Origin of the sequence: Thermococcus sp. 21S7, assembly GCF_012027615.1 — an archaeon.
In the GTDB taxonomy this organism is placed as follows: Archaea; Methanobacteriota_B; Thermococci; order Thermococcales; family Thermococcaceae; genus Thermococcus.
In genome coordinates this window covers 33,531-55,996 of sequence record NZ_SNUT01000009.1, presented here as the reverse complement: position 1 = coordinate 55,996, position 22,466 = coordinate 33,531, and the positions used below count along the sequence as shown (strand labels likewise).

At 55.1% G+C, this 22,466-nt stretch carries 22 protein-coding genes and 1 pseudogene; 14 read left to right on the top strand and 9 right to left on the bottom strand.

The window, feature by feature from the left end; genetic code table 11:
• Positions 1-12: 12 nt before the first annotated feature.
• Both E3E51_RS12525 and E3E51_RS12520 read right to left on the bottom strand, forming a co-directional pair.
• Entirely contained in the window at positions 13-1,395 is a 1,383-nt protein-coding gene (locus tag E3E51_RS12525) for an acetyl ornithine aminotransferase family protein (RefSeq protein WP_167913457.1), read from the bottom strand.
• A gap of 42 nt (positions 1,396-1,437) precedes the next feature.
• Entirely contained in the window at positions 1,438-2,988 is a 1,551-nt protein-coding gene (locus tag E3E51_RS12520) for a sodium:alanine symporter family protein (protein ID WP_167913445.1), read from the bottom strand.
• 252 nt (positions 2,989-3,240) lie between these two features.
• On the opposite strand from E3E51_RS12520, the gene E3E51_RS12515 reads away from it, so the two are divergent.
• From E3E51_RS12515 to E3E51_RS12485, 7 genes and pseudogenes are all read left to right on the top strand, one after another.
• Positions 3,241-3,537, top strand: a complete 297-nt coding sequence (locus E3E51_RS12515; protein ID WP_167913444.1) for a hypothetical protein — start codon at positions 3,241-3,243, stop codon at positions 3,535-3,537.
• 57 nt (positions 3,538-3,594) lie between these two features.
• Positions 3,595-6,336: an alanine--tRNA ligase gene (gene alaS / locus E3E51_RS12510; protein WP_167913443.1), complete on the top strand. Its 2,742-nt coding sequence runs from the start codon at positions 3,595-3,597 to the stop codon at positions 6,334-6,336.
• 39 nt (positions 6,337-6,375) lie between these two features.
• Entirely contained in the window at positions 6,376-6,936 is a 561-nt protein-coding gene (locus E3E51_RS12505) for a hypothetical protein (RefSeq protein ID WP_167913442.1), read from the top strand.
• Between the two features lies 1 nt (position 6,937).
• Entirely contained in the window at positions 6,938-7,594 is a 657-nt protein-coding gene (locus tag E3E51_RS12500; protein ID WP_167913441.1) for a hypothetical protein, read from the top strand.
• Complete coding sequence (locus E3E51_RS12495; protein WP_167913440.1) at positions 7,594-8,823, top strand: hypothetical protein; 1,230 nt, start codon at positions 7,594-7,596, stop codon at positions 8,821-8,823. The genes E3E51_RS12500 and E3E51_RS12495 overlap by 1 nt, the downstream gene beginning before the upstream one ends.
• 127 nt (positions 8,824-8,950) lie before the next feature.
• A pseudogene (locus E3E51_RS12490) lies at positions 8,951-9,241 on the top strand (zinc ribbon domain-containing protein); the annotation flags it as partial.
• A 215-nt stretch (positions 9,242-9,456) separates the two neighbouring features.
• A complete protein-coding gene (locus E3E51_RS12485) occupies positions 9,457-9,702 on the top strand; it encodes a hypothetical protein (RefSeq protein ID WP_346765972.1) in 246 nt (81 codons plus the stop codon).
• A 1-nt stretch (position 9,703) separates the two neighbouring features.
• On the opposite strand, the gene E3E51_RS12480 is transcribed toward E3E51_RS12485, so the two are convergent.
• From E3E51_RS12480 to E3E51_RS12470, 3 genes are all read right to left on the bottom strand, one after another.
• A complete protein-coding gene (locus tag E3E51_RS12480) occupies positions 9,704-10,162 on the bottom strand; it encodes a hypothetical protein (RefSeq protein ID WP_167913439.1) in 459 nt (152 codons plus the stop codon).
• A gap of 114 nt (positions 10,163-10,276) precedes the next feature.
• Entirely contained in the window at positions 10,277-11,029 is a 753-nt protein-coding gene (locus E3E51_RS12475; protein ID WP_167913438.1) for a Nif3-like dinuclear metal center hexameric protein, read from the bottom strand.
• Positions 11,026-12,432, bottom strand: coding sequence for an ATP-binding protein (locus tag E3E51_RS12470; RefSeq protein ID WP_167913455.1), 1,407 nt, complete (start codon positions 12,430-12,432; stop codon positions 11,026-11,028). The genes E3E51_RS12475 and E3E51_RS12470 overlap by 4 nt, the downstream gene beginning before the upstream one ends.
• A gap of 94 nt (positions 12,433-12,526) precedes the next feature.
• Here E3E51_RS12470 and E3E51_RS12465 point away from each other — a divergent pair, with 94 nt between their 5' ends.
• Positions 12,527-14,302, top strand: coding sequence for a tRNA uridine(34) 5-carboxymethylaminomethyl modification radical SAM/GNAT enzyme Elp3 (locus E3E51_RS12465; RefSeq protein ID WP_167913437.1), 1,776 nt, complete (start codon positions 12,527-12,529; stop codon positions 14,300-14,302).
• 1 nt (position 14,303) lies between these two features.
• Here E3E51_RS12465 and E3E51_RS12460 read toward each other — a convergent pair whose 3' ends face one another.
• From E3E51_RS12460 to E3E51_RS12450, 3 genes are read right to left on the bottom strand one after another with little or no spacing between them, the layout of a single operon-like run.
• Positions 14,304-16,235: an NEW3 domain-containing protein gene (locus E3E51_RS12460; RefSeq protein WP_167913436.1), complete on the bottom strand. Its 1,932-nt coding sequence runs from the start codon at positions 16,233-16,235 to the stop codon at positions 14,304-14,306.
• 5 nt (positions 16,236-16,240) lie between these two features.
• On the bottom strand, positions 16,241-17,257 hold the full coding sequence (locus E3E51_RS12455) for an ABC transporter permease subunit (RefSeq protein ID WP_167913435.1): 1,017 nt from the start codon (positions 17,255-17,257) through the stop codon (positions 16,241-16,243).
• Positions 17,254-18,177 carry an ABC transporter ATP-binding protein gene (locus tag E3E51_RS12450; protein ID WP_167913434.1) on the bottom strand — a complete coding sequence of 308 codons (924 nt, stop codon included), beginning with the start codon at positions 18,175-18,177 and terminating at the stop codon, positions 17,254-17,256. Before E3E51_RS12450 ends, E3E51_RS12455 begins: the two co-directional genes overlap by 4 nt.
• Positions 18,178-18,363: 186 nt before the next feature.
• On the opposite strand from E3E51_RS12450, the gene E3E51_RS12445 reads away from it, so the two are divergent.
• Together E3E51_RS12445 and E3E51_RS12440 are read left to right on the top strand one after the other, a co-directional pair.
• Positions 18,364-18,939, top strand: a complete 576-nt coding sequence (locus tag E3E51_RS12445) for a hypothetical protein (RefSeq protein WP_346765971.1) — start codon at positions 18,364-18,366, stop codon at positions 18,937-18,939.
• 10 nt (positions 18,940-18,949) lie between these two features.
• The gene (locus E3E51_RS12440) at positions 18,950-19,477 is read left to right on the top strand and encodes a hypothetical protein (protein WP_167913433.1); all 528 of its coding nucleotides are present in this window, start codon (positions 18,950-18,952) and stop codon (positions 19,475-19,477) included.
• A 56-nt stretch (positions 19,478-19,533) separates the two neighbouring features.
• On the opposite strand, the gene E3E51_RS12435 is transcribed toward E3E51_RS12440, so the two are convergent.
• Positions 19,534-20,169: a DUF308 domain-containing protein gene (locus tag E3E51_RS12435; RefSeq protein ID WP_167913432.1), complete on the bottom strand. Its 636-nt coding sequence runs from the start codon at positions 20,167-20,169 to the stop codon at positions 19,534-19,536.
• Positions 20,170-20,294: 125 nt separating this feature from the next.
• Between E3E51_RS12435 and E3E51_RS12430 the strand changes: the two genes are divergently transcribed.
• From E3E51_RS12430 to E3E51_RS12415, 4 genes are all read left to right on the top strand, one after another.
• Complete coding sequence (locus tag E3E51_RS12430) at positions 20,295-20,810, top strand: YkgJ family cysteine cluster protein (RefSeq protein ID WP_167913431.1); 516 nt, start codon at positions 20,295-20,297, stop codon at positions 20,808-20,810.
• Between the two features lie 27 nt (positions 20,811-20,837).
• Positions 20,838-21,410 carry a hypothetical protein gene (locus E3E51_RS12425; RefSeq protein WP_167913430.1) on the top strand — a complete coding sequence of 191 codons (573 nt, stop codon included), beginning with the start codon at positions 20,838-20,840 and terminating at the stop codon, positions 21,408-21,410.
• Positions 21,411-21,440: 30 nt separating this feature from the next.
• Positions 21,441-21,947, top strand: coding sequence for a hypothetical protein (locus E3E51_RS12420; protein WP_167913429.1), 507 nt, complete (start codon positions 21,441-21,443; stop codon positions 21,945-21,947).
• A gap of 237 nt (positions 21,948-22,184) precedes the next feature.
• On the top strand, positions 22,185-22,457 hold the full coding sequence (locus E3E51_RS12415; RefSeq protein WP_167913428.1) for a hypothetical protein: 273 nt from the start codon (positions 22,185-22,187) through the stop codon (positions 22,455-22,457).
• Positions 22,458-22,466 lie beyond the last annotated feature (9 nt).

Genomic DNA, 22,466 nt, shown 5'->3' with positions numbered 1-22,466 from the left:
GTTGGAGGGGAATCAGTGCCACGTAACGGTTCTGTGGGTGACCTTCCCGGCCAGAGCATCTTTGAGAGCCCGCTCCATTATTTCAAGGCCCCTCTCGGCGAGCTCTTCGGTTATCACGAGCGGCGGCGTTATCCTTATCACGTTTCCAAACATGCCGTAGCTGGGCAGAATGAGGCCGAGCTCGAAGGCGCGCCAGCACACCTTCCCGGTCAGCTCCGGGTCAGGCTTTCCGTCGGGTTTGACTATCTCCGCCCCTATCATCAGACCCTTTCCGCGGACGTCTCCGATTACCTCGTAATCTTCCTGCATCTCCCGCAGGCGTTTCTGAATGAACCCCCCGACGCGCAGGGCGTTTTGGAGGAGGTTCTCCTCCTCGATTATCCTCAGCGTAGCGTATGCTGCTGCTGAAATCACGGGGTTTGCGGCGGGGGTTAGGAGCGCGGAGCCGCTCGTCAGGCCTTTCATCAGCTCTCCCCTCCCGATAACCCCACTCAGCCCCATACCGCTGGCGACGCCCTTGCCGAAGGCCAGGAGATCAGGCTCAACGCCGAACCATTCGCTGGCGAACCACTTCCCGGTTCTTCCAATCCCCGTCTGCACCTCGTCCATCGCCAGGAGTATTCCGTGCTCGTCGAGGAGCCGCTTGAGTTCGATGAAGAAGTTCTCCGGCGGAACGACTATTCCCCCGTCGCCCTGGATGGGTTCAGCTATGAGAACGGCCGTCTCGTCGGGAGGGAGCACGTGGGCGAAGATGTAGCCCTCAAGGTAGTCGAGGAAGCGGTTTATCAGCTCGTCCGGCTCGTCGTAGCCGTTTATTCCCCAGACGTTTCTGTACGGGTTTGGATAGGGCACCCAGACAACGTTGGGAATCAGGGGGGACAGACCGCGCTTCTGGGAGCTCTGGAAGGCCGCTATTGAAGTGGCGCCGTAGGTCTGACCGTGGTAGGCGCCGATGAACGCTATCATCCACGGCCTTCTCGTGGCGAATCTCGCCACCTGCATGGTCAAATCCATCGCGTCGCTCCCGCTCATGCCGAAGAGCATCAGCGGTTCCTCCACGGGAGCCTTCTCCGCGAGTATCTCGGCGACCTCTATCGCGCGCTTGCTGTAGGTGTATCCAATCATCGAGTGCTGTATCTTCTCCACCTGCTCCTGAACCTCCCTCACGAGCTTCGGATGCGCGTAGCCGGTCGAGGCGGCCGCGGCTCCCGCTAAAAAGTCTATGAAGACGTTTCCGTCAACGTCCTCTATCAGCGCACCGTAGCCCCTTTCCGGAACCACGGGGAAGAGCTTGACCCCAAGGCCCGGCGAGATAACTTTTTCTTCCCTCTCAATGAGCTCCCTCGCCTTTGGTCCCGGGGGTTTGACCAGGATTTTCGGGTACTCAGAAGTCATTTTCATCGCCTCGAAGGGGTAAAAAGTTGAAAAAACGAGAGGTCACGGGTTGGCCGAGACGAACTCGTCCGTCTTCTTCTTGACGTACCATGAGAGGACGAGCAGGCCTATCAGGTTCGGTATCGCCATGAGTCCGTTCATCATGTCCGAGAAGTTCCAGACCGTTTCCAGCTTGGTCACCGAACCCACGTAGATGAAGACGACGAAGAGCAGGTTGTAGATTAGGTGCAGCTTCGGATAGAGCTTGGCGAACTTCTCGGGGTCCTGTTCGAGCCACTTGGCGAGGTACATGACGTTCTGCCTGCCGTAGAAGGACCAGGCGAGTATCGTCGAGTAGGCGAAGAGCACGATGCCTATGGCGACCATTATCTCGCCCGCGTGTCCGAAGGCAGCCGCGAAAGCCGCCTGGGTGAGCGGTGCACCGTTGAGGTCGGGGTTGAGGTAGGCCTCCGTGACGACTATCGAGACGCCGGTGAGGGTACAGATGATGAGGGTGTCTATGAACGGACCGAGCATCGCGACGTGGGCCTGCCTGGAGGGGTGGTCGGTCTTGGCCGCGGCGTGGGCGAGCGTTGCGGTACCGAGACCTGCCTCGTTGGAGAACAGACCCCTCTTGACACCCCAGAGGATGACCTGGCCGATCGCACCGCCTGCCACGGCCTTTCCTGTGAAGGCGTCGTTGATGATGAGTGCGATGGCACTTGGGAGCTTCCCTGCGAACTTTATCCAGACGCCTATGGCGAAGAGGAAGTATATTATTGCCATGAACGGCACGAGCATCTCCGCGACTTCACCGATCCTCTTGATACCGCCTATGACGACTACGAACGTCAGCACCGCCAGAACCAGACCCGTAACCCACATCGGGATGTCGAAGGCCGTTTTCAGGGCGTCGGCAACGGAGTTCGACTGCGTCATGTTGCCTATTCCGAAGGCCGCTATGGAGGCGAAGAGCGCAAAGAGTATCGCCAGCACCTTTCCGAGCGTTGGATATGCGTCATCTTTGAGCAGGAAGAGGCCGAGGATGCCGAAGAGTATCGCGACTATTATTGCCCCCACCTGGGTGGCGCCGGCCAGCTTGGTGGCGTCGTAGCCGACGAAGAGGGCAAAGAGCAGTGTGAAAATCGCCGCTATGTATTTACCCGTCTTTGGTATGTTTTCCATGGCAAAGCCCTTTTCGAGGAAGTTGAAGGTTCCTCCTATCATCGTTCCGTCGGGAAGGGTGTCCCTGAAGGCAACTCCAAGGAGTCCCTCCGAGTACCTCGTGGCCATTCCCACGAGTGCCGTTATCCACATCCAGAACAGGGCTCCGGGGCCACCGAAATGGATTGCCGTTGCAACACCGGCTATGTTTCCGATACCGACGGTTCCTGATATAGTTGCCATTAACGCCTGGAACGGGGTGATGTCACCCTCACCGGTCTTTTTCCTGCCCTCGAAGAGGGTGAACTTGATGGACCAGCCCAAGCGCCTGAACTGTATCACTTTCAGAAACGCTGTCAGGAGAATACCGGTGCCCAGCAGCAACACTATCATGGGTATGCCCCAGACTTCCCCATCGAGCCAGTTTATAAAGTCCACGATGGCGCTCATCTTTAACACCTCTAAACCTACACATGTGTACTGGTGGTCTTTTACCGCGTATACTGCACATGGCATTACTAGCCAGTACATTTATGTGCTTTATCCTTTTTAAAGTTTGACTTTGAGATTAATAAAAGAAAAGTGTTTCATTTTTGAAAAACCTTCGCGGGCAAAGGCTTATGAGCTTGAACGCGTTAATGGTTGGGGATGATGAGTCTGGAGCCCCCTGATTGGTGATGACGTTTCGCGGGGCTGACCGAGATGATACGAAAGCGCCTCTGCCGCGAGTACCTGGAGGAAATCGAGCGCCTTGAACGCTCCATACGGGAGCTGGAGGACGAAATAACGGAACTCCGCATGCAGCTGAACCTCAAGGTGGACGAGGCCAACCGTCTGGCGATAGAGAACGCAAGCCTTAGGCACAAAGTTGAGTTGATGGAAAAACGCGAGAAAAGACTCGTTGAGTTCCTTCGAAAGCTCAGGATTCCCTTCGTAATCATTGATGAGGATAGGTTCGAGGACGTTGAGCTCGACCTTGAACGGGATTCGAAGGAATAAGGGAAACTTTAATTAGTCCCGCTTCCGTTTCTACTTCAGTTTAAAGAGGTGAGGATTATGAGCATGGACATGACGACCAGAATGTTTAAGGAGGAAGGATGGATCAGAAAGCAGTGTCCCAAGTGCGGGAAGTTCTTCTGGACGCTCGACCCGGACAGGGAGACCTGCGGCGACCCGCCCTGTGACGAGTACGCCTTCATAGGAAAGCCCGGGATACCGAAGAAGTACACCCTTGAGGAGATGCGCGAGAAGTTCCTGAGCTTCTTCGAGAGACACGGCCACGGAAGGGTGAAGCGCTATCCAGTTCTGCCGCGCTGGAGGGACGACGTTCTCCTCGTTGGTGCAAGCATAATGGACTTCCAGCCCTGGGTCATCAGCGGTGAGGCCGATCCTCCCGCGAATCCGCTCACGATAAGCCAGCCCTCGATAAGGTTCACCGACATAGACAACGTTGGAATAACCGGCAGACACTTCACCATCTTCGAGATGATGGCCCACCACGCCTTCAACTACCCCGGCAAGCCGGTATACTGGATGGACGAGACGGTCGAGCTGGCATTCGAGTTTTTCACGAAAGACCTCGGAATGAAGGCCGAGGACATAACCTTCAAGGAGAACCCGTGGGCAGGCGGAGGAAACGCGGGCCCGGCCTTCGAGGTGCTCTACCGCGGTCTTGAGGTTGCAACCCTCGTCTTCATGCAGTACAAGAAGGCCCCGGAGAACGCCGATCCGAGCCAGGTCGTCGAGATAAAGGGCGACCGCTACGTGCCGATGGAGACGAGGGTAGTTGACACCGGCTACGGCCTTGAGAGACTCGTCTGGATGAGCCAGGGAACGCCAACGGCCTACGACGCAGTTCTCGGCTACGTCGTCGAGCCGCTGAAGAGGGCGGCCGGGATAGAGAAGATAGACGAGAGAATTCTCATGGAGAACTCCCGCCTCGCTGGAATGTTCGACATCGAGGACATGGGCGACCTCAAGGTTCTCCGCCAGGAGGTCGCGAGACGCGTTGGAATCAGCGTTGAGGAGCTTGAGAAGGCCGTGAGACCCTACGAGCTGGTCTACGCGATAGCCGACCACACGAAGGCACTGACGTTCATGCTGGCCGACGGCGTCATTCCGTCCAACGTCAAGGCAGGCTACCTTGCGAGGCTCCTGATAAGGAAGAGCATAAGGCACCTCCGCGAGCTCGGGCTGGAGATGCCGCTGAGCGAGGTAGTTGCGATGCACATCAAGGAGCTTTACAGGACTTTCCCGGAGTTCGGGGAGATGGAGGATGTAATCATCGATATAGTCAACGTCGAGGAGAAGCGCTACCGGGAGACCCTTAAGCGCGGAAGCGACCTCGTGAGGCGCGAGATTTCCAAGCTTAAAAAGTCCGGGGGGGACGAGATACCCCTGGAGAAGCTCATCCTGTTCTACGAGAGCCACGGCTTAACCCCTGAAATAGTCGCGGAAGTCGCCAGGGGCGAGGGGATTAAAGTTCACATTCCCGACAACTTCTACACCCTCGTCGCCAAGGACGCCGAGAAGACCGCGAAGGAAGAGGCCGCCAAATACGTCGTTGACTTTGAGCTCGTCAAGGAACTCCCGGACACGAGGACGCTCTACTACGAAGACCCGTTCATGAGGGAGTTCGATGCCGAGGTTCTCAAGGTCATAGACGGCTGGGTGGTGCTCAACCAGACCGCCTTCTACCCGGAGGGCGGAGGCCAGCCGTGCGACCTCGGTGAACTCGAAGTTGATGGGGAGAGGGTCGAGGTCAGGAACGTTCAGAAGATAGGGAAGGTCATCCTCCACAGGGTCGAGAGGCCTGAGCTATTCAGGCCCGGCGCGAAGGTTCACGGAAGGATCGACTGGAACAGGAGAATCCAGCACATGCGCCACCACACCGGAACCCACGTCCTCATGGGAGCGCTCGTTAGGGTTCTCGGAAAGCACGTCTGGCAGGCCGGTTCACAGCTCCACACCGACTGGGCCAGGCTCGACATAAGCCACTACAAGCGCATAAGTGAGGAGGAACTCAGGGAGATTGAGAGGCTCGCCAACAGGGCAGTCATGGAGAACAGGAAGGTGACCTGGGAGTGGCTTCCGAGAACCGAGGCCGAGATGAAGTACGGGTTCAGGCTGTACCAGGGTGGCGTCGTTCCAGGAAGGACGATTAGAGTCCTCAAGATAGAGGACTGGGACGTCCAGGCCTGCGGTGGAACGCACCTGCCGAACACCGGTTTGGTCGGCCCGATCAAGATTCTGAGAACCGAGCGCATACAGGACGGCGTTGAGCGTATAATCTTCGCCGCCGGAGAGGCCGCGGTTGACTGGATGCAGGAGACCGAGAGGCTCCTCAAGAGAACCGCCGAGACCTTCCGCGTTCCGGTCGAGAAGGTGCCGGAGACGGCTGGGAGGTTCTTCAACGAGTGGAAGGAGGCTAAGAAAGAGGTCGAGAAGCTGAGGAAAGAACTCGCCAAGCTCCTCGTCTACGAGCTTGAGAGCAAGGTCGAGAAGGTTGGCGACGTCGAGTTCATCGGTGCCGTGGTCGAGGGCGCGATGGACGACCTCCGCGAAGCTGCCAACCGGCTCAGGAAGGAGAGGAGGGTTATAGTCCTCGTCAGCAGGGAGGGCCACTTCGTCGTTGCCGTTGGCGACGGCCTCGACTTCAAAGCTGGAGAGCTGGCGAGAATAATAACCTCGGTCGCCGGCGGTGGCGGCGGCGGAAGGAAGGAGCTCGCCCAGGGCAGAATCAAGAACCCGCTGAAGGCAGAGGAGGCGGTAGAGGCGGTCAGGAGAAGGCTCGGCTGAGGGTTAGGTTTTTAAATTTTCCTTTCCTTCTAACTCCCAATGGGAACGAACGGCTGGCTGGTGAGGGTTCACCTGCGCAGGCTTGGAAAAGTCCTCATCGTCCTTTCCGCCATCTCGCTCGCCTACTCCAGGTTGTCTCCCTCAACGACGCCGGCGATGACCCTTGCGCTGTTTATTCTAATCGCGGCGTTTCCCCTCGCCGCTGTGACGTTCCGAAACGCGGTAATCGAGCTGAAAAACCCCGTTTCAAGACTGGACTATGCCATCTCAGTTCTAATCGCGTTTTCAATTGCCCTTTCCATTCCCCTCCTCTTCGCCCTCCCCTCCAGGAACTTCGGGAACGCCGTCCTCCTCGTTCTCTCCGCGGTCCCCGCGGCCCTGCTGTTCGCGGTACTGGGGATGGGGATAAAAGCTTCCCTCGTCCCTCCCCTCTTCTTTGTCCTAACGTCCGTTCACCTGATGGGTTCCGGGCGGTGGTTTCCCGCGCTCTGGAATCCGCTGGCGTCTTCATACTACGGGGTTGGCCCTTCCGCGCTGACGCTGGCTATCTACACTCTCGCATACCTCCACGCAGTCAAAAGGAAGGAATGGAGGTCCTGAGATGTGGCTGTTCGAGCTCAAACTCAAAGAATACACCCACGCGAAGACGCTCTACGGCGTGCTGCTGGTGTCGGTGCTCTACACGGTGACTTTCTTCAGCGACCCGGATAAGGTGCTCACCCCCGAGATGGTCATCGGCAACTACACATTCTTCATGGCCATCTTCGGCGGAATCCTGGTCGCTTTCCATGCCATGGACGTTCCAAGGAACCCGGTGGTTCTGGCAAAGCCCTCGCACAGGGTTTCCCTCCTACTCCAGCACTTTGGGGGGGTTGCTTTCCTCTCCGTTCTCTTCACGCTTCTCCCGCTCCCAGTGGGCTGGCACTACTATCCCCATGCGGGAACGCTCATCCAGTCCTCCCTGCTGACTGTCCTCTTCCTGCTGTCAGTTTCGGCGCTTTGCCTGATTCCGGGGATGTTTCTGCGCGATGAGCTCAGGGTTCCCCTCAGTTTGGGCGCTGTTTTCGCGCTTTTGGCGCTCGCCGTGCGCCTTGACAATCCGGGGCTGGTCGAAAAGCTCCTCCTTCCCCCTCTTCCTCTGGGGAAGGCGCTTTCTGCTGGAAGCGTAGCCGGAATCGATGTTCTCCTCTCCCTGCTCTCCATCTCGCTCTACCTGCTCCTGGCGGTGATGGTCTTCGAGAGGATAGACCTGAGGTGATGGGGTTGCCATTCCTGCGCCTTGAGATACTTCGTTTCCGTGGAAAGCTTGCGCTCCTGCCCGTCCTGGGGCTTGGAACGGCGCTGGCCTTTGGGGAGCTGTCCCCGGTGATTCCATACTTCCTGGTCGGTTTCCTGTTCTCAGCCGTGTTTCCCGGGGGCATGGAAAGCGTGCTCGGGCTCCTCCTGCCAAAACCCTTTAAGCGCTCCCGTCTCTTTCTCCGGCTCCTGCTTTTGGACGTTCTCACAGGCATCGTCATCGTAATCCCCTTCGTCATCATCAGCCGGTCATCAGCCCTCTACTCGCTTTTTGCCCTTCCATTCCTCCCGCTCGGATACCTGCTCGCTCTGGTTCTGAGGAACCCGAGGAAAACCCTCGCGGTCGGGGTAATCCTTTTCCTCCTGCTCACTTTCGTCCCCCCGGGAATCGTTCAGATGGAGGCCCAGGAGAACGCTCAGGAAGCACTCGGCATCCACAGCCTTGGGGACTACGAGGCCAAAAAAGCCGAGTACCACACGCTCGTCGAGAACCTTGAGCGGCGCTACACGACCTACGTCTTCTTCTCCCCCGGCGCCCAGCTTGAGCTCTTCGCGCGCGATCTGGAAGCGGATAACGGCGGGGACGCCCTTTTCAGGCTCTTCATCACCGCCGCCTTCTCCCTTGTCCTCACGTTGATGGCGCTGGCCATCTTCCTACGTGTTGAGCCTGGGGGACTTTTGAGGCCGTCCCCTCCGTCCCTCTACCTTTCCGCCCTCCCCTGGTGGTTCAGGAAGGAGCTGGCCAATCTCTGGGCCTCAAGGACGTTTTTGGCCCTCCTCCCCCTGATGCTCCTTCCAGTTGAGGGAACTCTCAAGGCCTTCGGCCTGCTCTTCCTCATGCCCCTGGCATCGCTTGAGGTGCTCTCCGAGAGCCCGCTCCTGATGCTGAGCAAGCCGGTGGGAAGGGACTACCTTCTCCTGCGGTTCCTTGTGGTCTCGGCAGTTTTTGCCATCTCGGTTCCTTTCGTGGGGGCCTCCTTTGGAGTGGCCCTCTTTTTAGCCTCGCTGGTCTTTCTCATCGGCCTGTTCACGAGAAGGGGGGCTTTGGTGGCTGTTCCCCTCCTCGCACTCCTCTTTGCCCCTGCCATTGGTTCCGTTATGGCCTCCCTAACGTTGACCGCCCTCTCGATGATTCCGCTTTCCGTGTCCCGGTTCAGGCTTTTGAGGATGGACCTCCGCGGTTGGGGCTGACATTTTTCTTTTTCCAAGCCTTACGTTTTTCTTTTGGAAGCCTCGTCGTTCGCGGCAGGGATGCAATAAACAACTCAACAGTCCTCAAGCAGTAAAGTACAGAATATTTAAACCCTGAAACCGGGGTTTGGTTGTGAATGAGGCTTTCACTTCTCAATCCTGCCCTCTCTGTGGCCAACGCCATCCTAATGCTCGTTTTGTTAGAGGTTTGTTTGAGTGCCACAGAGAGGGCGTTGTTATGAATGCAGACCTTGTTGGTGCTTTCAACATTTTGAGGAAGGTTGCGAAAACCATAACCCCTAGCCTTCCTGCTCTTGCGGGAGGTAGGGGTAATTGGCCGAAGGCCCGGCCAGAGGGGTTCGAAGAACCCGAATTTGAGAGGGTTCTTATGAAGACCCCTCAAACCTTCCCGCCCTGAAGGGCGAGGGTTCCAACGAGGAACCCCCTAACCCAGGGGCGGGGAGGAGGTCAGCCTTCAGGGCGGAGATTAGCTTTTATATCGGAATCATCCAACACATTCGGTGGTTCAAAATCAAAGTCAAAACCCTCACCAGGGAATTAGTCACTCTCGCAACGGATCTTGGCCTGGAGGCGGTTCCGGAGTATAGAACCGGTGATGGGACCAGGATAGATGTGGCCGTCCTGAAAGATGGAGAAAAACTCCTGGCCATCGAGCTTGAGAACTCCTACAAGTGGATACGGCAGAGAATAGTCTACAACATTGTTAAGGCGTCAAGGGCAGGGTTTCCGGAGCTATGGATTGTCTATCCTTTCCAAGCACCCTCACTGGGTTGGATAGAAGAATATGCCGAGGAATTGGACGTTTCTATTTCGATATTAAAACCGGAAGAATTGAAAAGAGCTTTAGCATGTTTTTAAGTCACTCTTTCTTCTTGTACCTCACTATTATCGTGTCCTCGGCGTGCCAGATGGGGGTCTTGTCCCCGCGTATCGTGATAACCGCTTCACCGTTTTCATAGATGAGCTTTCTCGTGAGCTCCTTGGGAAGCTGGAAGTGAACGTAAACTTCATCGGGTAGGCTGCCTTTTTCAACGGTTATCTTGAACTCGTCCTTTCCCCTGTAGACCTGATCCCCATAGCGCACCATGTAGCTCGTCCCTTCCGGGAACTCTATACTCAGCTCAAATGAGTTAACCTTGGGATTGATGTCCATCGAGAACAGTCCGAATCCGTCTTTGGTAATGTACGTTACGCTCTGGTTGTTTGTGTAGAACACCTCTTTGTACTCTATGCTCGCGGGTGGTATCTGGGCAGTGGTCAGGGCGTATGCAACAAGGGCTATTGTGATTGTGGCCATTATGAGCAGACCCTTGCTCATTCAGTATCCCCCTTTTCCGCCTTTGCTTTAATTTGGGCGCCAATCTTTATTAATCCTTTGTGTAGGTGTTTACATCTTTCTTTTGAAAGGCTCGCCCTTCAGGGAGGGGAGATGTCAGAGTCCCGTCGGCTCGTCTATAAAGAAAACATCCACCCCGAACTTTTCTTTTACGACAGTCATCAGGGCCCTAACCCCGAGAGTCTCGGTCTTGTAGTGGCCGGCAACGAGGACGCTCTGGGGCAGGTCGATGGCCGTCAGATAATCCGCGTGGGTGAATTCACCCGTTACGAGCAGGTCGATTCCCTTTCTGTGCGCCTCCTCAAGTGCGAAGGCCCCGGCCCCGCTCACGGCACCGACCGTTTTTATCTCCCTCGCCCCGAACTCGTAGGTCTTCACGGTCGTTCCAAGCTTCTCGGCTATTACCTGTGCCACCTTCTCGATGGGCTGCGGCTCAGCGAACTCCCCATAGAATCCCACGCTCAGCCCCCGGTACTCGCCGAAGGGGCCCCTGGGCTCAATACCGAGGAGGCGGAGCAGCTCGACGTTGTTGCCGACCTCGGGGTGCGCATCCAGGGGCAGATGGGCGGCGTAGAGGTTTATCCCGCTCTCCATGAGGGCCTTCAGGCGCCTGTAGTGTATCCCGGTGATGTAGCCGAGGCCGCCCCATATCATGCCGTGGTGGACGATGAGCATGTCTGCCCTGGCCTTTGCGGCCCTCTCGATTGTTCTTAGTGTTGTATCGACCGCAAACGCTACCCTCTCGACCTCCGCCTTCCCCTCCACCTGGAGGCCGTTGCTCGACTTGTCGGGGTAAGCCTGAACGTTGAGGTATTCGTCAAGGAAGGCAACGAGCTCGTTGCGGTTCATAACTTTCCCTCCAGCAGGTTTTTGATGTCTTCCTCGTTAAGGGCTATAACGTTTTCCGGGACGTTCTTTAGCTTTCTCCCGATTACAAGATAGTAACTCTCCCCTCTCCATCCAGTTAGTTCTACCTTTCTTTTCAGCTCTTCAACGAGTTTTTCAGTGTTTATCGCCTTCTTCCTCCATTTGCACTCGCCAAAGAGTGCCCTTTTCCTCTCGGCGTCGAGTGCGACGATATCGATCTCGTATACCCTTCTCTTGCCTTCTTCTCTGTAGTACCCCCAGTGCCTCCCAATCTTTGAGACTTCGAGGGGGATGATGCCTCTTTCTTCGGCGAGTCTCACAAGCTCCCTGCAGGCAAAGTCGAACCTCTGACCAACGTAGTCTGGAAGTTTGTGGAGGACATCTTCCCAAAGCTTTTCCCTGTTCACCTCGTACTCGCTGAGCCTTGGCTGGATGAATCGAAACCAGAAGTTGAGGTAGGGATGTTTTATGTGGAGGACTCCCCCCTTTCCGAGAACTGCCCTGTCGTAGTCAACAAGCTTGAAATAGCCGACAAGTTCGTGTAGTTGCCTCGTTATGGATGTCTCCTTTCTGTTCAGGTAGCCCGCAATTTCACTTGGCGATGTTGAACCGTTGGCTATGGCCTCTAAGATATCGTAATAAATCCCGGAGCGCTTGCCGAACTCAATTGAGAGGATTCTTGGAACTTCCTCCTCAAGCGGTGCTGAGTATGTGAAGATTAACTCTTCAAGGATTCTTTCCGCGCTCTCGCCTTCAAGTTCCTCATCTTCAACCGCCACCCAGTAGCGGGGAAAACCTCCGAAGACGGCGTAGAGCGTTATGAAGCTATCTAGGTTCTCTATTTCAAGCTCTTTGGCCATTAAATAACTTCCCCTGATGTTCAGCGGTTCAAGGCGAAGTTCTCGCTTAATCCTGCCGTAGAGGGGTTCTTTTGAGTCCTTAAAGAGTTTCTCCACCATGCCAATGGTTGAGCCTGTGAAGATCAATAGGATTGACCTATCCTCGTTCTCGTCTATACACCTCTGGAGTGTTGGATAGACGGCAGAATCAACAAACCTGAAGTCCTGGAATTCGTCAAAGGCTACAACCCCTTCAAATCTCTCGAAGAGCACCTCGAAGAAGTCACTCCAGCTCGTTATGGTTTCCCTCTTTGAGAGGATGCCCTTTTCCTTAAGAATCTCTGAGTACTCCCTGAGGAGTGAAACGGAGCTCTTACCCCGGTTCACGAAGAAGTAAATGTCGTTCTTGCCCAGGAATTCCCTTAAAAGCCTTGTTTTGCCTACCCGCCTGAGGCCGTAGATTGCGAGGGTGTAGAGTTTCCTCCGAGAGCGTTTTCTGGCCCTCTCAAGAACTTCCATCTCGCGCTCCCTGTCTACAAAGCGCATTCTATTCACCAACTGAATTATTCACTAAGTGAATATAAACTTTCCGGCAAACCCTTTTAAAACCGAGCCTCAACTCCAGCCGAGAGGTGTTGAGATGGGGGAGGGTGAGTTCAGGAAGGCCGTTGAAGAGCTCGCGAGGGCCGTCATGAACGGCGAGATAAAGGGCCGTGAGGAGCTCAACAGGTATAAGATAGCCGTATCCAGGAAGTATCATCTCTCAAAGATTCCCGGTAACTCGGACATCCTCAAGGCCATCCCGGAGGACAGGCGCGAGGAGTTCAGGGATCTGCTCAGGAGAAAGCCGACGAGAACGATAAGCGGCGTCGCTGTGGTCGCCATGATGACCAAGCCCTTCCCGTGTCCCCATGGGCGCTGCATCTACTGTCCCGGGGGACCGAGCGTCGGCTCCCCCCAGAGCTACACCGGAAAGGAACCCTCCGCCCTGAGGGCCGTTCAGAGCGCCTATCATCCCTACATCATCATGATGCGTAGGTTGAAGCAGCTCACCGACATAGGGCACGACGTGGACAAGGTGGAGGTCATAATCCAGGGCGGAACCTTCCCGGCCGTTGATTTGGACTACCAGGAGTGGTTCGTCAAGTGCGCCTTCAAGGCGATGAACGACTTCCCGCACTTTAAGGATATAGAGAACCTTGAGGAGAAGCTCGTCAGGCTGATAGTGAAGAAGGATAAGTCAGTCTTTGATGAGGACCCGGAGTTCAAGGAAGCCTGGGAGAAAACGCACGCAAAGCCCTACTACTACCTCGAAGACGAGCAGCGGAAGAACGAGAAGGCGAAGGTGAGGATGGTTGGCCTGACCATCGAGACCCGCCCGGACTGGGCCTTCGAGAGGCACATAGACAGGATGCTGAAGCTCGGAACCACGAGGGTTGAACTTGGAGTGCAGACCATATTCAACTTCATCCACGAGAGAACCAGAAGGGGGCACGGCGTCGGGGAGATAGTTAAAGCCACACAGCTCCTCCGCGATGCGGGACTTAAAATCAACTACCACATAATGCCCGGCCTGCCCGGAAGCAACTTTGAGCGCGACCTCTACACCTTCAGGGCGATTTTCGAGGACTCCCGCTTAAGACCGGACATGCTGAAGGTGTATCCCACCCTGGTTACGGCAGATGCGCCGCTCTACCGCTGGTGGAAGGAAGGGAAGTACCGCCCCTACCGCACGGAGGAGGCCGTTGAACTCCTCGTTGAGGCCTACAAGCTCTTCCCGAAGTGGGTCAGGGTGATGAGGATCCAGCGCGACATTCCGGTTCAGCTCATCGTTGACGGCGTCAAGCACTCCAACCTCGGTCAGCTCGTCTTCAACGAACTCGTGAAGAGGGGCATAAGACCGAGGGAGATTCGCTTTAGGGAAGTCGGCCACATGATGGAGAAGTTCGGAATCCAGCCCGAGGTAGAGCACATCAGGCTCCTCCGCGAGGACTACGATGCCGCCGGAGGAAGGGAGATTTTCCTCAGCTTCGAGGACGTTAAGAACGACATCCTAATCGGCTTCCTCCGCCTCAGGATTCCGAGCGAAAAAGCTCATCGGAAGGAGATAAACTGCTGTCCCTCGGCGATAGTCAGGGAGCTCCACATTTACGGGCCGCTCGTGCCGATAGGCGGAAAGCCGAAGTATGAGTGGCAGCACCGCGGTTATGGAAGGGAACTCCTTGCGGAGGCTGAGAGGATAGCGAGGGAGGAGTTTGATGTCAAGAAGATGCTCGTCATCAGCGGTGTCGGCGTCAGGAACTACTACCGGAAGTTCGGCTACCGGAAGAACGGACCGTACGTGGCAAAGCGGCTCGACAGGAAATATGCAAATTATAAAAAGAGTAAAGAGTTTGATGCCCACTTGAACACCTGAACTACCGCCTTCCGTACCTCCAGAGCACCATTCCGAGGATGAGGATGGCCCCTACGATTATTCCGATGCCGATGTACGTCTGACCGCTTCCCTTTTTTACGGTTACTCTAACGCTTGTTTCTTTGCTCCGTTGGTCACTGACGGCCTTTATGTTGAGTACATAGTCCCCGGCATCGACGTTCTCTGGGATTAAGACCTCCACGGTGAACTCGACTTCGTCGTTCCCCTTTAGTGTTGGAACCTTCTTAGGTTCCACCCTGACGCTCCAGCCCTTGGGAGCCTTCACCTCAAGTTTTACGTTAGTTAGGGGACTCGTGCCGGTGCTGTAAACTCTCACATTGGTTTCCGCTCTTCCACCCGCATCCGCCCGGAGGCTGTACTTCTCAAGACTTATCCCTATTCCGTAGCTTCCGGTGAGCGTGGCCGTTAGCCCCGCCCTTTTCTCCTCCCCGCTGCCGCTCGACTTGACGGTTAGAGTCGCCGTGTAGTTTCCGAGTTTAGCGTTGTCGGGTGGTATGAGGATAACGTAGAGCGTCTTCTCCTCCCCTGCCTTGACGTAGACACTTCCAACGCCCGTCCGTGAGTTTTGATCCTCAACTATCATCCCGCCCCAGTTCTCTGGAGTTGTGAGGCTCAGCGAGTAGGAGTCGTCTTCACTTCCGAGGTTTCTGATTACAACGGCGTACGTGAAGGTCTGGCCCAGAGGTTCACTCTTTGAGGGTTCTGGGGTTTCGAGGTCAAAGTAGTAGGGCAATCTGCGCATGTTCACCTTCACCTCGCTCTCCCGTCCGGCCTTGAGTCTGATCGTCTTTTCCACGGTTTTATACGCCTTCTTGGAGACTCTGAGTGTGTATTCTCCCTCCGGGGCTTCGAGGCTTGCGGTTCCGTCGGAAAGGCTCTTTGCCTCCGTCAAAACGCCTTCCGGCCCCACAAGCTCCACTAGGGCACCGGCTATGTAGCTTCCGCCCTCCTCGTCCAGCACCTTCACTGTGAGCGTTCCGTTCTCGCCCGCATGGGTTTTGCTGACGTGAACCCCGAGGGTTTCCTCCGAATCTCCCGCCCGCACCCTAACCTTGTAATCTCCTACCGGTGCATTGCTCGGTACGCTGATGACGAGCGTTACTTGGGCTTCCCCTTCGACGGTAACTGCTTTGATAGGTTCTCCGTTTGCAATGAACCTTGCGCTCCACCCCTCAGGCACTTCCGCCTTCAACTCCAGAACTTTGGCTCCAGGGGATGTCAGGTGGAGGGTAAAATGGACGTCTTCTCCTGCCTCCGTTTCTTTGATTGGATACGGACAGCTTATGGAAACTCCACCGCTCCTGACGATAACGGTAAGGCTCAGCTCGCTTTCCCCCGCTTTAAGAACGATGGGGAATTTACCGGTTCTCTGGCCTGCTGTGACGACAACGCTTATGGTGGCACTCTCTCCGTGCTTCAGGTAGACCCCGTTGATTTCGGAGTCTCCCCCCATTATTTTGACGTTCCATCCGAAAGGCGCCTCCGCGGATAATGGGATGAACGCGTCGTCTCCGGTGTTCCTGACGGTTACGGTGAAGACAACCTTCTTTCCCGGTTCCGTCACCTTACTCGGGAACTGGGTCTCAAGCTGGACGCTGCTGGGGGAGCGTTTGATGTTCAGGTTGGTTCCCCAGAATACAACGTGGACTGCTCCTTCCGATGTTTTCAGGCTCCCAACGGTCATGTTGATTCCACTGGCTATTTTCACGGTTTCACCAAAGGAGAGGATGCGAGTCGTTCCGTTTATTTTGAAGGCAACCTGTCCAGAGCCTGAGAAGTCGGTGAATTCCACGGTTATTCCATTGACGACCACACTCTGCCCTGTATGAAGCGTTATTCCTATCGTCGTTGCTGCTTCCAGGGGTATGGTCAGCAGAAGGAAAAGAAAAGCGAGTCCGGTGAGCTTTCTCATGCCCCTCACCTTATCTCAGCCCTTACGAACCCAAGGTATGCTGCGATGAAGGTTATTACCACGTACGCTATCAGGAAGGCTATCTCCCTCTTGGCGAACGAGAGGCTTTCTGCGAGGGTGTAGTTCGGCTCCTCCTCGGTAGTTCCATATCCCAGTACCGCTGAAAACATGTCCTCCAAGGAGCGTGCGTGCGGATTCAGTACGTACTGCGCTATCTGCTGGAAGCCCGAGGTAGGTGACAGGCTGTTGATTTTATCGATGGTTCCGAAGTACCTCTTGCTCCATTCCTGTATCCGTTCGTCGTACTCCTGCCAGAGCTTTTCCTGCGCCTGCAGTTCCTCCAAGGTTACGTTCCCGGAATAGTCCACGAACGCTTCCTGCGGGGGCTGGGGCTTTGGCCCAGCCACGTGGTCCGCCACTATGGGTGCTATTGCGTTGATGACTAAGGTTAGCACGAGGAAGAGCACCAGGGAGTACATAAGGGCATTTCCACTTGAGGATGACCTGGTGGAGAAAGCCACCGCCATGGCGAAGAACACCATGAGGTATATGTACGCGAAGAGGAAGTAGACCGCCAGCCGGATAACGGCGGTACCGTCCACTGTGATGCCCAGCCCCATGAGGGTTCCAAGGACTATGAGGAACGTCACAATGACCGCCACTGCCAGGGTCATAGCCCCGCCCAGGAGCTTGCCGAGAATCACCTGATCTCGGTAAACTGGATGGCTCATGAGCACCTTCAGCGTTCTGTTCTCCCTCTCCCTCGTTATTGCATCAAAGCCCAGCGCTAGGGCGAAGATACCTCCGATGAGGCTCAGGTAGTAGGTTACGCCCCCCATCACCTGGTATACCTTGAGGTTTTCTTTCCCTATCTCTATCGAAATTCCTTGCCACGTGGTCATCCCTACCTTAACCTGCACGAGGGCGAGCAGCGTAACACCGAGGAGGAACGCAAATAGCACAATAAATCTCTTGCTCGTCAGGTAGTCCCTGAACTCCTTTCCCGCTATTGCCCCTATCATTGCTCCTCACCTCCATAGACGAGCTCAAGAAATACCTCTTCGAGACTCGGCTCGTGCAGATGGATGTCTATGACCGTGTAGCCCTTGTTCGTGAGTTCCGTTATCAGTTCTTCCCTGACGTCTTTTGAGGTGTAAACCGTCAGACCGTTGGGCCCGGTCTTGCGCCACCCTATAAACTCAACGTTCAGGTCTGTGATGTCCAGGGGTTCTTTGGTTTCGACGGTTATCACCATCTTGTCCTCCATGAACTTCTTCTTTATCTCCTCCTGGCTTCCGCTGATCAGGAGCTTTCCCCTTGAGATTATTCCTATCTCGTCGCTGACCTCTTCGACTTCGCTGAGGATATGGGACGAGAAGAAAATCGTTTTTCCCTCTTTCCTGAGCCCCCGCAGGAGGTTCCTTATTTCCACCGCTCCCCGAGGGTCAAGGCCGCTCGTGGGTTCATCCAGGAAGAGCACTTCGGGGTCGTTCAGGAGTGCCTGCGCCAGGAGGAGGCGCTGCTTCATTCCGGTGGAGAAGCCGCCGACCTTCTTACCGGCCGCACTCTCCAGTCCCACGAGTTCAAGGAGCTCCTTCGCTCTCTTTTCGGCTTCGCCCCTTGGAATCCTGTAGAACTTGGCGAAATAGAGCAGGTTGTCCATGGCGCTCAGGTTTGGATAGAGGCCGCCCTCCGCGGGTACAAAACCGCTTATCCTCTTGACTTCAACTGGCTTTTCTTGAACGTTTATCCCTGCAACGTGGGCCGTTCCTTCTGTCGGCTCCAGTAACCCCAGGAGAAGGAGGATTGTTGTTGTTTTGCCGGCACCGTTTGGTCCAAGAAAACCGAAGACCCTTCCCTTCTTTACTGCTAGATTAAGATGATCGACGGCTACGGTACCGTCGTACACTTTGGTGAGGTTCTCAGTTTCAATAATATTCACACTAATCACCTCAAATAGTAGGTGGTGCACTTTAATATAAGCATTATGGTTCAGAATATAAAAAGTAACCAGTACATTCTTGAAGCAGCGCGTGGGTATATATCTAGGGGAGGTCGCTATGAAACTTTTTCTCTTCAGTAAAACTTTTAAGCACTGATGAACAATTATGGGCTGAGGTGAGCCGGAGTGGCGAAAGGCGGTAGGTCAAGGATATCCTACGAGACCACGTTTAGGGTGAAGGTTCTTATACTGGCGGTCATCTTTGGAATCGCTATATTCATGATAGTATATTATCCACTCATCTCCCACCAGGTCGATCCGTTTAAAGTGGAGTCCCCCAGGGGCCAGATACTGCTCGCCCAGAACTTCACCATCGCGGGAGTTACCTATACGAACGCCGTTCCGTTCACTGCCGAGAACAACGCCCTCGTCCTCGGGGGAAGTGATGAGCTGGACGATACCCTGACGATTGCGGTCTCCACACCGCAGTGGTGCGTTGACCTGTGGACCTGGGGAGGTTCGGCCAACGGCTGGGTGAAGAAGTACGATTGTGCGAGGGAGCTTCAGCTGAGTAAGTACGCCTTCAACAGGGTTCCAACCCACGAGGCCAAGGAGATAGCCCGCTGGAGCCTGGAGCCGGGATACGTCCTCGTTTTCCACAAGAACGGCCCGGTTCAGAGGTATGAGCTCGTCAACTTCACCGTGACCTACGGAGAAGAGACGGATTGGGGAGCGTTCAAAGTGTCTGTTAAAAGCTCGTGAGGTGGTTTTTATGAAACTCTCCTACGAAACCTCTTTTCGCCTTAAGGTTCTTCTCATAGCATCGCTCTTCGGGCTGGTTATATTCTACATAGTGTACTATCCGATAATATCCTACAACCCCGTGCCGTACGGCGTTGCCTCGCCCAAGGGACAGCTACTGATAATGAAGAACATAACGTTCGGCAGTATGGAATGGGAGAACGCCGTTGACCTGTACAACAACCTGGTTCTGAAAGGCGACGAGGACTACGGGGACTACGTTGTTCTTGACCTCAAGACCCCAGGCTGGTGCATGGACGTGGTCGTGTGGAGCGGAACTGCGTACATTAAGAAGGCGGAATGCGTTAGGAAGGTCACGATATCCAAGTACACCTTCCGCATACCCCCGGGTTCCTACTGGTACCTCGACGGCTCATATCACCTGATACTCTACAAGCCGGACGATGTTCCACGGAACTACGAGATGGTTAACTTCACCGTCACCTACGGCCCTGAGTCCGACTGGGGTGCCTTTAAGGCCGCGTATCCAAAGGACTGATGTTAAAAGAGGGAAAAAGAGAAGGTTTCGTTTTTCGCTTCTTTCGCTTTTCTGGCTCATGCCTGGGCCTCGGGCTTGTTCTTCATAGACCTTGCCCCGAGGGACAGTGCTACGAAGCTCGCACCTGCGACCATAAGCTCAATCGCCACGAAGAGGCCTATGACCCACGGACTCCACTCGGGCCAGTTGGCGAGTATCATGACCCCTATGAAGAAGTCGATGACGCCCGAGAAGATTACCACGCCCCCACCTTCGGTCTTGAAGCCCATGAGAACCTTGACGATACCGAAGATGAAGTACGCGCCGCCCAGTATGAACGTCAGTATCTGGGCCGATAGGAGGGGTTCCTCCAGCATTGCCGCTCCGGCTATTATGTAGAGCGCCGCCAGCACGAGCTGGAATATCCGCGTCCCCCCGCTCTCACCGCGGGTGAACAGTGCAACGGCTATCAGAATGACACCACCGATTATGAGGAAAACTCCAAAGACCGCGATGCTGGCAAGGGTCACGAACGGCAGTATGCCGAGACCGACGATACCGAGAACGAGCAGGACGATTCCCAGAACCAGATACCACTGCCAGTGCGCCATCAGGCTGGCCACCTGCTTCCTGGCCGTTTCCTCCCTGTACTCATCCGGGGTCATCGGCTTCTTCTCACCCTCGGCCCCGGAAGGTTTCTTAACTTCATCCATAGGTACTACCTCCAAAACGCTTTTTTGCAAATAAAGTATCCACTTCGAACTGATAAAAACCTTTCGTCGAATAGTTTTCGAAAATATTCCGATGCATTTTTAACCTTTCTCCTGAATGAAACTTCATGAGGTTCGAACCAAAACCATTCACCGAGCCGGTGCCCTTCAGGTGTCTCTACTGCCTCGACTGCTGCAGGGGGAGGCACATCTATCTAACTTTGAATGATATAGAGAGAATAGCGAAGACCGGTCACGACCCCCAGGACTTTGTGACGTTCTCGGTTGAGGGGGATAAGATACGCTTCGTCCTCGCGGTGAGGGAGTGGGACTTGGGCTGCGTCTTCCACGACCCGGAGACCGGAAAGTGCCGTGTTCACGATGTGAATCCGGTAATCTGCAGGATTTATCCCTTCATGGTCTCCCGCAAACCCCTCGGTGTCGAGGGCGAGAGGCCGCTCCGATACAAAGGTGAAACCCTCTGGCTCTACTACGATGCATCCTGCCCGGGAATAAACGCGGAGGAGCCGGAGGCGACTATAACCCCCGAGGAGATAGCGGAGCTCGGCCTCCAGTTCGAGGAGGAGTTTGAGAAGACTAACATGGAGGGCTTTGCAAGGCTACTCGATGGGCTCGAAAAGTAGATATACCATAGGCGGTTATTTGAAAACATGAGGAACTGGAAGCTCCCCCTCCTGCTTGGTTGCTTCATCGTTCAACTGGCCATCAATTTGTTTTTCTGTGGATTTCCTGTCGTGGTACTCTCGGCGGTAATTCCCAATTCCGTTTATTCTAGGATTGCTTGGAGCCTGCCCATCCTGATCATCGCGTACTTTCTTCTGGCGATGGCGGCGGTCTACTACCTGGGAATCTCCCCGAGGCCGAAAAGGGGCAGGCTACTCGGCTCGGCTTACTTTGCCCTTGGCGTCATGGGCTCGGCTCTGGCGTTACTTCAGTTCTCAGATACAGAAAATCCTCTGATTTCCGCGGCGTTTGCCCTCTGGCTCGTGTCGTCAATTGCTGGAGTTCCCGTTCTCTGGCTGGTGGAGGAGAAAGTCCCGGAGGGAGTTGCCGCCGCGATAATCGCTTTCCTGGGTATCTCGGCCTTCATCAGCGCAGCAACCGCCCAGTGGATGGTTACCGATTACTACATCCACGTCCACATGAACGACAGCATTCCTGAGAACGCCAGCGTTATAGTCGCGTACCCCGAAAACGCCAGCCCTCCCAGCGGGACGGGCTAAGCTTTTAAGCTCCGCACCAAGCATAGTGACATGAGTCAGGAACTCCGCTACCGCCGCGCCTCCTCATGGGAGTACGATTTAATCCTCCGCGAGGCCGAGAAGTACGGCGAGCTCAGGCACCACTTCTTTGCCGTGGTTGAGGGGAAGTTCCGCGACGTCTACGCGGTAAACGAAACTGTCTGGGCGGAGATTGAGCGAATGAAGGTCAGGCCCTACGCCTACGGGACCTTCGTGGGCACGATAAAGGTGGACAAAAACCTGGTCGAGAAGTTCTATCCCAACGTCGAGTTCTTCTACTTCGTTGACGTTGCGAAGAACTACGCAGTGCTGAGCCCGAAGGCGGGCTTTCTCTTCACGACGGGCAAGGACGTTCCCAGGAGCGGCGTGAGGAGGTACGACTGGAGGGGGACGAAGAAGCTCGTAATCTACGACGAGAACGGGATTATCCTTGGAATCGGAAGGATAAATCCCGAGAGCAGGGGAAAGTTCATCCTGAACGTCACGGACGTTGGGGAGTTCCTAAGGAGGCGGCGGTAGTCCTTCATCCGTCTTTTAGTGGTACTTTAATTGACACTTGGTGAAACTATTTTTGTTTACTGAAAAATCTTATATACCCCGGTATTTTATGGCATTATGAAAACCCTATTTGGGGTGGTACATACGAAGAAACTTGGGCAATTACGCTTGTCCCTCTGCCCCGTGAGTCTGGTTTCCATAGCCAGCGTGTCCGCGTGGACCTCAAAGACCGTCATTTCGTCGTCTGGATGCTGGAGAATGTACGACCACGATACGGATACCCCTCAGTGGAGCCAAGATGAGTGGGTCTGGGCCGGTGTCTCTGGATGGCTGAACATCTGCGACGGAAGGATAACCGTCGATACTTCAACCGTGAAACATGTTGCGTACTGGTCAGGCGTCAGGGTGGACAGGTCCAAGGTGCAGAGATATACTGGGGCTAATTTTTCGTTCACAAAGATACCCTACGAGAGGTATAATGGCGATACGGGGGAGGCTTTCGCGTTAATTCCACACTTCTACAAGCACTGACCTGGGTGA